At 71.2% G+C, this 12,248-nt stretch carries 12 protein-coding genes; 9 read left to right on the forward strand and 3 right to left on the reverse strand.

The features are described from left to right. The first annotated feature begins 47 nt into the window (after positions 1-47). Both OG371_RS16500 and OG371_RS16505 read left to right on the forward strand, forming a co-directional pair. Positions 48-557, forward strand: coding sequence for a SigE family RNA polymerase sigma factor (locus OG371_RS16500; protein WP_329070157.1), 510 nt, complete (start codon positions 48-50; stop codon positions 555-557). Continuing rightward, on the forward strand, positions 554-1,294 hold the full coding sequence (locus tag OG371_RS16505; protein ID WP_329070159.1) for a hypothetical protein: 741 nt from the start codon (positions 554-556) through the stop codon (positions 1,292-1,294). The genes OG371_RS16500 and OG371_RS16505 overlap by 4 nt, the downstream gene beginning before the upstream one ends. Before the next feature lie 4 nt (positions 1,295-1,298). Here the strand turns inward: OG371_RS16505 and OG371_RS16510 are convergent, their stop codons facing one another. Continuing rightward, complete coding sequence (locus OG371_RS16510; protein WP_329070161.1) at positions 1,299-2,255, reverse strand: Gfo/Idh/MocA family protein; 957 nt, start codon at positions 2,253-2,255, stop codon at positions 1,299-1,301. Further along, positions 2,252-3,358 (reverse strand): DegT/DnrJ/EryC1/StrS family aminotransferase, encoded by a 1,107-nt coding sequence (locus OG371_RS16515; RefSeq protein WP_329070163.1) that lies wholly within the window; start codon positions 3,356-3,358, stop codon positions 2,252-2,254. Before OG371_RS16515 ends, OG371_RS16510 begins: the two co-directional genes overlap by 4 nt. A gap of 151 nt (positions 3,359-3,509) precedes the next feature. On the opposite strand from OG371_RS16515, the gene OG371_RS16520 reads away from it, so the two are divergent. From OG371_RS16520 to OG371_RS16550, 7 genes are all read left to right on the forward strand, one after another. After that, complete coding sequence (locus tag OG371_RS16520; RefSeq protein ID WP_329070165.1) at positions 3,510-4,241, forward strand: UDP-N-acetylglucosamine acyltransferase; 732 nt, start codon at positions 3,510-3,512, stop codon at positions 4,239-4,241. Positions 4,242-4,249: 8 nt separating this feature from the next. Further along, a complete protein-coding gene (locus OG371_RS16525; RefSeq protein ID WP_329070167.1) occupies positions 4,250-4,495 on the forward strand; it encodes an acyl carrier protein in 246 nt (81 codons plus the stop codon). After that, positions 4,488-5,219, forward strand: coding sequence for an SDR family NAD(P)-dependent oxidoreductase (locus OG371_RS16530; protein ID WP_329070169.1), 732 nt, complete (start codon positions 4,488-4,490; stop codon positions 5,217-5,219). The genes OG371_RS16525 and OG371_RS16530 overlap by 8 nt, the downstream gene beginning before the upstream one ends. Positions 5,220-5,291: 72 nt before the next feature. Further along, the gene (locus OG371_RS16535; RefSeq protein ID WP_329070171.1) at positions 5,292-6,701 is read left to right on the forward strand and encodes an AMP-binding protein; all 1,410 of its coding nucleotides are present in this window, start codon (positions 5,292-5,294) and stop codon (positions 6,699-6,701) included. After that, positions 6,698-7,750 (forward strand): LuxE/PaaK family acyltransferase, encoded by a 1,053-nt coding sequence (locus tag OG371_RS16540; RefSeq protein WP_329070173.1) that lies wholly within the window; start codon positions 6,698-6,700, stop codon positions 7,748-7,750. The genes OG371_RS16535 and OG371_RS16540 overlap by 4 nt, the downstream gene beginning before the upstream one ends. Beyond that, entirely contained in the window at positions 7,747-8,991 is a 1,245-nt protein-coding gene (locus OG371_RS16545; RefSeq protein WP_329070175.1) for an acyl-CoA reductase, read from the forward strand. The genes OG371_RS16540 and OG371_RS16545 overlap by 4 nt, the downstream gene beginning before the upstream one ends. Before the next feature lie 28 nt (positions 8,992-9,019). Next, complete coding sequence (locus OG371_RS16550) at positions 9,020-10,006, forward strand: lysylphosphatidylglycerol synthase transmembrane domain-containing protein (protein ID WP_329070177.1); 987 nt, start codon at positions 9,020-9,022, stop codon at positions 10,004-10,006. 61 nt (positions 10,007-10,067) lie between these two features. On the opposite strand, the gene OG371_RS16555 is transcribed toward OG371_RS16550, so the two are convergent. Continuing rightward, positions 10,068-11,999: a DUF6541 family protein gene (locus OG371_RS16555; protein ID WP_329070179.1), complete on the reverse strand. Its 1,932-nt coding sequence runs from the start codon at positions 11,997-11,999 to the stop codon at positions 10,068-10,070. Between the last annotated feature and the right edge of the window lie 249 nt (positions 12,000-12,248).

Consider the following 12,248-nt stretch of genomic DNA (forward strand, 5'->3'; position numbering starts at 1 on the left):
TTACAAGCTCTGTTCCGGGCCGGACGTCGAGATCGAGGGGTAAGCGGGTGGCGCGCAGCGACGACGAGTTCGTCGAGTTCGTGCAGGCTGCTTCGGCGCGGTTGACGCAGGCCGCGTACTTGATCACCGGGGATCGGCATCAGGCGGAGGACGCGGCGCAGACCGCGTTTGCCCGGACGTATGCCGCGTGGGGGCGGGTGCGGCGCAAGGATGCGTACGCGTATGCGCGCACTGTGTTGGTCAACCACATCATCGACGGGTGGCGGCGGCCGCTGAAGGAGTACGCCACCGAGGAGGTGCCCGAGCGGCCCGGCGCGCAGGACGTCGCGCAGACCGTCACCCAGCGGGCCTGGCTCACGGCCGCGCTGGGCCGGCTCACTGCTCGCGAGCGCGCGGTGGTGGTGCTCCGGCACTTCTTCGACCTGTCGGAGGCGGACGTCGCCTCGGAGCTGGGCGTTTCGGTGGGTACCGTCAAGAGCACGAACTCGCGGGCGCTCGCCAAACTGCGCGTCGACGATGGGCCGGAGGACGCGCTGATCGGAGGGAACGGACGGTGAACGAGCTCGAGCGGCTGAAGTCGGCACTGAACGAGGCCCCGCCGGAGCCGTTCGCCGCGCCGGACCTGGCCCGGATCATGGCCGACGGCACGCGCATCCGGCGGCGACGGCGGCTGCTCACCGGCGCCGGGGCGGCCGCCGCGGTGGTGGCCGTGGTCGCGGTGGTCTTCGGGGCCGTCCAGGTGCGACCGCAACCCCAACAGGCGCCGGTGGCCGCGGCGCCCAGCACCGTCGGCCCGGCCAGCACCGTTCCGTCCACCGCCGCGCCCGCGACCGGACGGGCCACGCCGCTCGGCGACGTCGTCTCCCTCGGCATCAAGAACCCCGCCGGCGAGCTGGTCCTGTACGCCTACAAGATGGACGAGCCGCAGGCGCTGCCCGGCGTCAGCTTCGGGCTGATGCTCGCGGTCCGCGACGGCAGCGGCCTGCACCCGGTGTACGCCGCCAACGAGGTCAACGGCTCCGACCGCTCGTTCGGCTTCCACGCCACGTCCGGCGGAATCCTCGCCGGAATCGGCACCGACACCACGCAGGTGCCGGTGCTCGGTTACTTCGCCGGCCCCGCCGCGCGCATCACCAGCACCGTGCACGGCAAGCCGGTGGAGGCCCGCCTGGCGAAGTGGAGCGAGGACCCGGGCGTGGTGTTCTTCTGGTTCGACCCGGTGCAGGTGCCCTCGGCCGGCGCGCTGACCCCGCTGGCCGCCTACAGTTCCGGCGGCACCCGCCTCACCAAGTGAGCGCTCAGGCCGCGGCCTGCGTGAGCACCTGCGCCACCACGTGGTGCGAAGGCAGGATCAGCTCCCGCTCGACCTCGGCGTCGATCTTGCCCTCGAGCAGGTCGACGAAGCGGTCCAGCTGGGTGGCCAGCGGCTCGCGCGCGGTGACCAGCTCGGGGATCTCGATCACGGTCTGCTGCCGGTAGCCGAGGCCGTCCGGCGTCACGGAGTCGTGCGAGATGTGCCGGTAGATCGTCACGTCGCGGCGAAGCAGGTCTACCTCGATCAGCCGGTCCAATTCGGACACCACGATCGAGCGCACCTTCCGCTGCCCCAGCCGCGAGGCCGACACGGTGGCCAGGCCGGTGGGGAAGGACAGCACCGTTTCGATGGTGTCCTCCGCGCCTTCCACCGACTGCGGGTGGAAGTAGCCCGCGCCCGAGGTGACGCGTGAAGGCGTTGCGCCGCCGAAGAACTGGATGGCCAGGTCGACGTCGTGCACCAGCAGGTCCCACGCCACGCCGGTCTTGATGCGCGGGGCGTACGGGCCGTGCCGGCGCGCCATCAGGTGGATCGGCTCGTTCACCAGCGCCCGCGCGGTCATCACCGCGGGGTTGTAGCGCTCCAGCAGCCCGCACATCAGCGGGACGTCCTGCTTCGCCGACAGCGCCACGATCTCGCGCGAAAGCTCCAGGCTGTTGCACACCGGCTTCTCGACCAGCAGCGGCTTGCCCTGGCCCAGGATCTCCTGCGCCAGCTCGTAATGCGCCTCGGTGGCCGAGGCCAGCACCACAGCGTCCACATCGGACAGTGAGCCGATCTCGGGCGTCCACTGCGTCTCGTACCGCTCGGCGACGGCGCGGCCCGCTTCCTCACGCGGGTCGATCACGCGGACCAGCTCCACGCGCTCGTTCGCGGAGAGCACCCGCGCGTGCAGCGAGCCCATGTTGCCCGTGCCGATCAGGGCGATGCGGTGGGTCATGCGCCGAGTACCTCGCGAACCGTTTCGATGACCTGGTCCACGTCGGACTCGGTCAGGTGGGGGTGGACCGGCAGGGAGAGCGCCTGGGCGGCGACCGCGCCGGCCACCGGGAAGTCCTCGACGCGCGCGTCCGGGATCAGCGGGTGGCCCTGGTAGCACTCGTAGTCGAAGACGATCTTCGGGTAGTACACGCCGTTGCCGATGCCGCGCGCGGTGAGTGCGTTCGAGAGTTCCTCACGCGAGAGCATCGCGTGCGGGCCGACCAGCACGGTGTACTGGTGCCACACGTGCTCGCGGCCCGGCAGCACCTGCGGGAGGTCGAGGCCCGGCGTGCCGGCCAGGCCCTCGGTGAGGCGCTTGGCGTTGGCCTGGCGCGCGGCGGTGAGCTGGTCGAGCTTCGCCAGCTGCGGGATGCCGACGGCGGCGTGCAGGTCCGTCATCCGGTAGTTGTGGCCGGCCACCTCGTACTGGTAGCGGGCGCGCATGCCCTGGTTGCGCAGCACGCGCAGCCGGTCGGCCAGCTCGTCGTCGTCGGTGGTGATCACGCCGCCCTCGGCGGTGGTCACGTTCTTCGTGGCGTACAGCGAGAAGCAGCCGATGCCGTACGAGCCGGCGGCGCGGCCCTGGAACGAGGCGCCGACGGCCTGGGCCGAGTCCTCGATCACCTTCAGGTTCCGCTCGGCCGCGAGCGGGGCGAGCTTGCCCATGTCGGCGGTCTGCCCGTAGAGGTGCACCGGCATGAGCACCTTGGTCCGGTCCGTGACGGCGGCCGTGACCGCGTCCGGGTCCAGCGCGAAGTCGTCACGGCGGATGTCGGCGAACCGGACGGTGGCGCCGGCTTCCAGAATGGCGTTCAGCGTCGCGACGAACGTGAACGGCGAGGTGATCACCTCGTCCCCCGGCTCCAGGTCCAGCGCCTGCAGCGACGCGACCAGAGCGGTGGTGCCGTTGTTCACGGCGATGGCGTGCTTCGTGCCCGCGACGTGCGCGAAAGCGTCTTCGAAGCGCTTGACCATCGGCCCCTGTGCGATGGCGCCGGATCGCAGCACCTCGACGACGAGGTCCTCCGCGTCGCGGACGTCGACCACGGTAATGGGGATCATCGGCAGTCTCTCCCGGCAGGTGATTTCGGTGCGTCCGGTACAGTGAGCCGCCGGTTCTGCGTCCGGCCGCCCTGCATGAACGCGGGCCACACGTTACCGGGCGCCGTAGCACGCCCAATACCCAGCCGTCGACGAATGGATACTGCAACTCGTGGCCAACCGCATCCACCCGACCGCAGTAGTCGGCGAAGGCGTCGAAATCGGCGAGGACAACGTCATCGGGCCGTACACGGTGATCGTCGGGCCGGCCCGGATCGGCGACGGCAACTGGATCGGCCCGCACGTCACGATCGGCACTCCCGGCGAGGACCGCGGGCGCGAGCACCCGGCCGCCTGGGAGCAGGCGCCGGTCGGCGACCCGGAGCGCGACGGCCACGGCGTCGTGATCGGCAGCCGCAACCGGATCCGCGAATACTCCAGCGTCCACCAGGGCACCTGGCGCACCACCAGGCTCGGCGACGACGGTTATTACTTGCGCGGCAGCCACATCGCGCACGACTGCCTCGTCGGCGACGGCGTGACGATCGCGTCCAACGTGGTCACCGGTGGGCACTGTCACATCTGGGACGGCGCGAACCTCGGCATGGGCGCGGTGCTGCACCAGCGCGTGGTGATCGGCCCCGGCGCGATGGTCGGCATGGGCTCGGCGGTGCGGCGCGAGGTGGGCGCGTTCACGATCGCCGTCGGCAACCCGGCGCGCGTCACCGGCGTCAACGTCGTGGGGCTGTCCCGCCGCGGCCTGGACGAGGCCGCCATCGAGGCGCTCGGGCCGTGGCTCAAGGGTAAGGCGGGTCTCCCGGAGGACGGGCTGGCCGACCGGCTGCCCGGCGACCTCTCTACCTTGGTCAAGGCGTGGGACGCCCGCCCACGCGACGAGCACTAGGAGCTGTTATGTCTGATGTGGCCCCCAAGCTGCGCGCGGTCTTTGTCGAAGCCCTCGATCTCGACGGCGACGTGGATGTCGAGAACCTCAAGTACCGCGACATCGAAGCGTGGGACTCCGTCGGCCACATGGCGCTGATCGCGGCCGTCGAGGACGAGTTCGACGTCGAATTCGACACCGACCAGGTGATCGACATGTCGAGTTTCAAGGTCGCCGTCGACATGGTGACCGAGCTGCAGTCGAAGAATGACTGATCTGGCCGGACGCGTCGCGCTCGTCACCGGCGGCACGCGCGGGATCGGCCTGGCCACCGTGCGCGCGCTGGCCGAAGCGGGCGCGACGGTGGTGCTGACCGGCCGCGACGAGGCCCGCGCGAAGGAGGCCGCCACCGCGGCCGGCGCGGCGGCCGGGCTGGCGCTCGACGTCACGGACGCGAAGGCCGTCTCCACGGTCGTCCGCGGAGTCGCCAAGGAACACGGCCGGCTCGACATCGTGGTGGCGAACGCCGGGATCATGGACGACGCGCTGCTCGGCATGATCCGCGAGGACGCCGTCTCGGCGACCCTGGACACCAACGTCGCCGGCACGCTGCACACCGTCCAGGCCGCGGCCCGGGCCATGATGCGCAAGAAAACCGGCGCCATCGTGGTCCTCGCCTCCATCGTCGGCGAGTACGGAAGCGCCGGTCAGACCCTGTACGCGGCGTCGAAGGCGGCGGTGGCGAACATCGCGCGCTCGGCCGCGAAGGAACTCGGCCGCTCGGGGATCCGCGTGAACGCGGTGGCGCCCGGCGTGATCGAGACCGACCTGACGGCGGGCCTGTCCGAGGACGCCGTCGCCGAGAACGTGAAGAAGACCCCGCTCGGGCGGCTCGGCCGGCCCGAGGACGTGGCGAAGGCGATCCGGTTCCTGGTGAGCGACGAGGCGTCGTTCGTCACCGGCCAGGTGCTGGGCATCGACGGAGGCTTGGTGCTGTGAAGGACTCGTGAGTGTTTATGACGGTTCTAACCGTCATAAACACTCACGAGTCCTGAGGCGAGGAGAGATGGTGTGACGTTGTTGGGAGAGGGAGCCCGGCTGGTCGAGGCGGCCGGGGGCCGCACGCTGGCGGGCCCGGAGCTGGACGCGGAGGTCTCGAAGGCGGGCGCGGCGCTGGCCGGCCTGCCCACCGGGGTGCTGTTCGCGCGGATGTCGGTGGACGTCGGCAGCGTGCTGACCTACCTCGGCGCGTTCGAGGCGGGCCGCGCGATCGCGCTGATCGACCCGGCGCTCGACGCCGACGTGCTGGCCGGGCTGATCACCCGCTTCCGGCCCGGCGCCGTGCTGGCCGCGCCCGAGACGCCCGCGCCGTCCGGCTACACCGCGGCCGACGGGCACTGGGTGCGAGACTCCGCCGTGGGCGTCGAGCCGCACCCCGACCTCGCCGTGCTGCTCCCGACCAGCGGCTCGACCGGCAACCCGAAGCTCGTCCGGCTCTCCCGCGGCGCGATCCAGTCCAACGCCGAGGCCATCGCCGAGGTGCTGGGCCTGACCGCCGACGAGGTCGCGCCGACCTGCCTGCCGCTGCACTACAGCTACGGCCTTTCGGTGCTGAACTCGCACCTGGTGCGCGGCGCGACCATCGTGGTCGAGCCGTCCGGCGTCCTCGGCCGCGGGTTCTGGGACGCGGTGACCAAGTACGGCGTCACGTCGCTTTCCGGCGTGCCCTACCACTACGAGATGTTGCGGCGCTTGAAGTTCGACCCCGCGAAGTACCCGACGCTGCGCACGCTGACGCAGGCCGGCGGCAAGCTGCGCGACGAGCTGGTGGCCGAGTTCAACGACAAGATGCGCGCCGTCGGCGGCCGGATGTACGTGATGTACGGCCAGACCGAGGCCGCCCCGCGGATGACCACGGTGCCCGCCGAGCGGCTCGCCGAGAAGCTCGGCTCCGCCGGTCCGGCCCTGCCCGGCGGCGCGTTCTCCGTGCGCCGCGACGACGGCGTGGAGACCCGGCACCCGAAGATCGTCGGCGAGGTCGTCTACCGCGGGCCGAACGTGATGATGGGGTACGCCGACGACGAGTCCGGCCTGGCCGCGGGCGACGAGTACAGCGGCGTGCTGGCCACCGGCGACCTCGGTTACCTCGACGCGGACGGCTACCTGTTCATCACCGGCCGGCTCAAGCGCATCGGCAAGGTGTTCGGCAACCGGGTCAGCCTGGACGACCTCGAGCAGGCCGTGCGCTCGGCCTCGGTGGGCATCGACGTGGTCGCCGCCGTGCCCGGGGGCGACAAGGTGGTGCTGTTCGCCGAACTGCCCGAGGGCGACGGCGCGAAGGCGATCTGCAAGGACGCGTCGCGCGCGCTTTCCGAGCGGCTGCACCTGCACACGAGCGGGTTCGACGTGCGGCCGATCGACACCGTGCCGCTGCTGGCCAGCGGCAAGATCGACTACCGGTCGCTGGAAGGACGGATATGAGTGTGTTCACGCGCTCGCAGGCGGAGCGGGAAGCGCTGCTGCTGCCCGAGCTGGCCGAGCTGACCGCGCACCACCGGGCCGGTTCGGCGGGCTACGACCGGATCCTGTCCTCGCTCGGCATCGCGCCGGACGCGCGGTTCGACAGCATCGCCGACCTGCCGTGGCTGCCCGTGCGGATGTTCAAGACCCACGACCTCAAGTCCGTCGCGGACGACGAGGTGTTCAAGACCCTCACCTCCTCGGGCACCACCGGCGCCGGCGCGTCGCGGATCTACCTGGACAAGGCCGCGGCGGCGGCGCAGACCCGCCAGCTCGGCACCACGCTGCAGGAGGTGCTGGGCGGCGAGCGGCTGCCGATGCTGATGGTCGACACCATCGGCATCATCAAGAACCGCCGCTCCTTCTCCGCCCGCGGCGCGGGCGTGCTCGGCATGGCCAACTTCGGCCGCAAGCACACCTACGTGCTCGACGAGAACGACCAGCCGGACGTCGAGGCGGTCAAGAAGTTCCTGGCGGAGTACGGGGACAAGCCGTTCCTGATCTTCGGGTTCACCTTCATGGTCTGGCTCTACCTGTACGAGGTGGCGCGGGACAACGGGCTCGACCTGTCCAACGGCATCCTGATCCACTCCGGCGGCTGGAAGAAGCTGATCGACCGCGCGGTGGACAACACCGAGTTCCGCCGCCGGTTCAAAGAGGACACCGGGCTCACCCGGATCCACAACTACTACGGCATGATCGAGCAGATCGGCACGGTGTTCCTCGAGGGGCCGTCCGGGAACTCCTTGTACTGCCCCGATTTCGCCGATGTGGTGATCCGGAACCCGGACACCTGGGCGGAGCAGCCGGTGGGCGAGCCGGGCGTGATCGAGGTGGTCAGCACGCTGCCGCGCTCGTACCCGGGGCACGTCCTGCTCACCGAAGACCTCGGTGTGTACAACGGGATCGACGACGGCGACTGGCCCGGCAAGCACTTCTCGGTGCTCGGCCGGCTGCCCAAGGCCGAGGCCCGTGGCTGCTCGGACACCTTCTCTGGAGCGGCCGCATGAGCGCGTTGACGCAGCGGTTCCCGGTTTCGGCGCCTATCGCGGCTGGTGACCTGGTCGACCAGCTGCGCGTCGAGCCGCCGGGCGGACGGCTGACGGTGGGCGACCCGCGCGTGGTCGAGTTCGTCACGAAGTTCGCGCGCAAGCTGCTCGCGCCCGCGCTCGCGCGCCGGTTCCCGGAGCTGGCCTCGCTGGGCTTCTTCCTGCGCAAGGGCGAAATCGCCAAGGCACTGTCCACTTTGGAGACTTCCGGCGACGCGCTGCGGTTCCCGCGCGGGCTGGTGTTCCACGTGCCGCCGGCCAACGTCGACACGATTTTCGTGTACTCGTGGGCGCTGTCCGCGCTGGCGGGCAACCACAACGTGGTACGGGTGTCCTCGCGCTCGGCCGGTGCCGCGGAGGCGGTGCTGGACGCGCTGAACGCGGCACTGTCCGATGTGGACCCAGCCACGGCGGCTGCGATCACCGCGACCCAGCGCATGGTCACGTACGACCGCAGCGACGAGATCAGCGGCGCCCTGTCGCTGGCCGCCGACCTGCGCGTGATCTGGGGCGGCGACACCTCCGTGGCCGCGCTGCGGAAGTACCCGCTGGCGCCGCACGCCCGTGACCTGACCTTCCCGGACCGCTCCTCGTTCGCCATCGCTTCGGTGCGCGGCTGGCAGGCGGCCTCGGCGGCCGAACGCCGTACCGCGGCCGAGGGCTTTTACAACGACTCGTACTGGTTCGACCAGGCCGCCTGCTCGTCGCCGCGCGCGGTGTTCTGGGTCGGCGACGCCACGGGCGCGACCGAAGCCGGGCGTGAGTTCCGTGAGCTGCTGGCCGCGGTGATCGAGGCGAAACAGCACGTCACGGAACCGGCGATGGCCGTGCAGAAGCGTGTTTCGGCGTACGGCGCGGCGGTGGACGGCCTGGTGTCGTCGATCGATTTCCAGGGCAACGGGCTGGCCACCCTGGAGCTGACCGACGCGGCCGTGTTGCCGCGCGAGTGGCTCGGCGCGGGCACGTTCGCGAACGCGCGGGTGGACTCGCTCACCGAGCTGGTGCCGACCGTGCTGCGCAAGGACCAGACCGTCAGCCAGTTCGGGTTCACCCGGGAGGAGCTGACCGAGTTCGTCACCGCGCTCGCCGGCCGGGGCGTCGACCGGGTCGTGCCGTTCGGCTCGGCCCTCACGTTCGCGGGCGTCTGGGACGGTTACGATCTGCTGGCCGAGTTCAGCCGTCTGGTCACGGTGCAGGCCTGACCAGCGGTTGTCGTGAGGAGAATGGTCAGTGACGACCGTGCGGACGTCTGAGGAGGACGTGCCGGCTTCCCAGCCGAAGCCGGCGAAGTCCACCAAGGCCAAGATCCTCGACGTCGTGCGCTGGGTCGCGATCCTGCTCGTCATCGGCTTCGCCGCGAAGCAGCTCGCGGCCAACTGGGGCGAGTTCTGGCGCACGCTGTCCGACGTCGCGTGGCAGTCCTCGGTGCTCAGCCTGCTCGCGCTGGTCGCGTCCATCATGGTCTCCACCTGGGGCTGGCAGAAGATGGTCGACGACCTCGGCGAGCCGGTCGGTTACGCGCGCGGCGCGCAGATCTGCCTGGTCGGCTCGCTCGGCAAGTACGTGCCGGGCTCGGTGTGGGCGTACCTGCTGCAGATGGAGCTGGGCCGCAAGGCCGGCGTCGCCCGCGCCCGGATCTTCACCGGCTCGCTGATCCAGCTGGGCGTCGGCGTGGTGTCGGCCCTGGTGGTTTCGCTGCTCGCGGCGCCGGCGGTGTTCAGCAACAGCCCGCGCGCGATGTGGCTGTTCGTGCTCATCCCGGTCGGCCTCGCGCTGCTGCACCCGCGCGTCCTGACCTGGGGCACCTCGCTGGTGCTGCGGATCCTGCGCCGCCCGCCGCTGGAGCACCCGCTGGGCTGGGCGGTTGTCGGCAAGGTCTTCGGCGCGTCGACGGTGGCCTGGGCTTTGCAGGGAGTGCACCTGTGGCTGCTGGCCAACTCGGTCGGCGCCCCGGGCTTCAGCGGTTTCGTGCTGTGCGTCGGCGCCATGGCGGTGGCGATGACGGTGGGGACTTTCGCGTTCATCCTGCCCAGCGGGGTGGGCGTGCGCGAGGTCGCCCAGGTCGCGGTCCTGACGGCCAGCGGCCTGACCGTCGGCCAGGCCGCCGCGTTCGCCGTGGCCTCCCGCGTGATGTTCACCGTGGCGGACCTCCTGACGGCGGGCTTCGCGGCCGGCGCGGCCCGCGTCGCTTCGCGCCCCGCCTCGGCCGCCGCTTGAAGCGCCCCAATGTGGCGTTGGTTGCGTTGAGCGCACCGAACGCCACATTGGGGCGCAGCGGTCACGGCGCGCCCTTCAACCGGTAAATCACCGCGTCCTCGTTTCGGTACACCGCCTGCAGGAACGGCAGCCCGTCCAGCCCGATCAGCCCCGATTGGTACGCCGGGGACGGCGGCGCGGCCGGGCGGCCGAGGATCACCCAGCGCACGTTCAGCCTGGTCACGGCCGCGCGCACGGCCGGGTTCGCCGGGTACTCGTTGAAGTGGGCGGCCAGCAGTACGGCGTCGGACGGGGGCGCGGTGCCGTCGTCGTGGGCGGCGACCGTGCGGGTGCCGGTGAGGGCGTAGGTCCAGACCGTGCCGTCGTAGCGGTCGTTCATGGCCCATTCGCCCGGCTTGGCGAGCTTGCCCAGCTCGACCATCGCGCGTTCCTCGTCCGGGGTGATGTTCAGGGTGCGCGGGTCGGCGGCGCGGTAGCCGGGGGCCAGGCGCTCGCCGTTGAACTGCGCGTACAGGCCGTTCGTGACCGCCACGAACGCGAGCAGCACCACCGCGGCGACGGCGAACGCGGGCACCCGCGCCGGCAGCCGTTCGGCGATCCAGGCCTGGAGCGACGCGAGACCGTGGCCCGCGATGAACGCCAGCGGCACGATCGCCATCGAGATGAACCGGTACGGGTCGTCCCACCACGGCCGGGAAAGCGCCATCACCAGCGAGGAATTCGAAGACGCGACGGCGATGTACGCGAGCCCGCTCAGCAGCGCGCTCAGCCCGATCCACCGCAGCCGGCCCAGCCGCCCGAAGAAGATGAAGCCCAGCAGCAGCGCGGCCGAAAGCCACAGCTGCGGGTGCGGCTCCCAGTGCTGGAACCCGAGCAGCGCGCCGAGCGCCGTCGTCGCGCGGTATTCGATCGGCCAGCCCAGGTACGGCAGGGTGCTGCCGGCCAGGCCCAGCGCGCCGAACAGCTGCAGCCACGCCACGAGCACCGAAACCACCGCGATCGGCAGCAGCGCCAGCAGGTCGCGGCCGATCCGCTTCAGCCGCGCGCCCGGCTCGGCCCACCGCTGCACCAGCAGCGGCCCGGCGAACAGGACCGCGCCGAACAGCGTCGACGAGTGCACACAAAGCAGCCCGACGGCCGACAGCACCAGCACCAACGCCGTGTCCGGCGCCGTCCGGTCCAGGTACCGGCGCAGCGCCACCGCGGCCAGCGGCGTCAGCGCGAGCCCCAGCAGGAACGGGTACAGCGGCCCGCGGCTCATCGACTCGTACATGCTCATCACGGGCGCCACCGAGACGACCGCGACCGCGCCGGCCAGCACCGCGCGGCCGCGGAACTCCCGCACCAGCACCGCCAGCGAAAGGGCCAGGAGGCCCGGCAGCAGCATGGTGTTCACGTCGAGCGTGAGCGGGATCGACGCCCCGCTCAGCTGGTACTGCACGGCGGCCAGCAGGTGGTAGGCGTTGGGGTAGAACGGCGGCGTGGCGCTGCCGTACCAGTTCAGCGTGCCCATGCCGGTGAGGCTGCCGTCGCCGGTCGAAGCGATGTAGCGGACGCCGTTCGCCGCGTACGGCGCGTCGCCGCCTTGCGCGATGGCGCCGAGGTGGCCCATGCCGTACACCGCCGCGTAACTGCCGATCACCGCCGCGAGGACCACACACCCGATCACCCCGAGGTGCCCGCGCCGCGCCCACAGCCCGGGTTCCGGCTCGGCCGGCCACCGGCGCCGCGTCAGCCGTCGCAGTCCAAACACGACGGCGGCGAACACCAGCGTGGTCAGCCCGTACGTGAGCGCGTTGTACGGCAGGCCCAGCGCGTGCGTCCACGGTCCGGCAAGGCCGCCGATCGCGTAGCTCAGCAACGGGGCCAGCCCGGCGAGCGCCCAGCCGCGCAAGCCTGCCGCGAGTCCTGTGAGCAGGCCGGGCAGCCCGAGCACGAGCAGCGTCACGGCTACGCCGGCCACATCGGACAGCAGCGTGGGTTCACTCGGCAACAGACATCCTCGGCTGGTGACGGATCCGCTCGACGCCCCAGGGAGCGCGGGAGAAGGAGGGAGCACAGATTAGCGGGACCCCACATACACCCGAACGGCTTATGTCCGCGGAGCGTAATACCGCGATTGACTGGACTTGGTGAGGGAAGCGTCGAGGGGCGTGTTTTCCGGCGAATCACTCACGGGGTAGTCGCCGTGGTGGTCCACGGCGAACGGCGGCCGGCGGGGACGGCCGCGGCGGGGTGAGGC

Source organism: Amycolatopsis sp. NBC_01480 (genome assembly GCF_036227205.1).
Lineage (GTDB): Bacteria > Actinomycetota > Actinomycetes > Mycobacteriales > Pseudonocardiaceae > Amycolatopsis.